Origin of the sequence: Mesorhizobium sp. M8A.F.Ca.ET.202.01.1.1 (genome assembly GCF_004791595.1) — a bacterium.
Taxonomy (GTDB): domain Bacteria; phylum Pseudomonadota; class Alphaproteobacteria; order Rhizobiales; family Rhizobiaceae; genus Mesorhizobium.
The window spans coordinates 1-294 of the sequence record NZ_SRUN01000261.1 but is presented as its reverse complement, the minus strand read 5'-3'; the positions used below and the strand labels follow the sequence as shown (position 1 = coordinate 294).

Genomic DNA, 294 nt, shown 5'->3' with positions numbered 1-294 from the left:
GGCGTGATGCTGCTGCACACGATCGGCCGTTCCGGCGTGCCATGGGCGACAAGCGCCTTCATCCGCAAATACATTTTTCCCGGCGGCTATATCCCTGCGCTTTCGGAGGTGATGCCGGCGATCGAGAAGTCCGGACTGGTGGTCACCGACATCGAGGTTTTGCGCCTGCACTACGCGGAAACGCTGAAGCATTGGGGGCTGCGCTTTGCCGCCAACCGCGACAAGGCCAGGGCAATCTATGACGAGCGCTTCTGCCGCATGTGGGAATTCTACCTGGCCGCCTCGGAAGCCGCC

1 protein-coding gene is annotated in these 294 nt (G+C 62.2%); it reads left to right on the top strand.

Annotated features, from left to right (window positions below; all coding sequences use genetic code 11):
* Nucleotides 1–294 (top strand): class I SAM-dependent methyltransferase (locus EN845_RS34760; protein WP_189587454.1); only part of this gene is annotated, 294 nt, incomplete at both ends.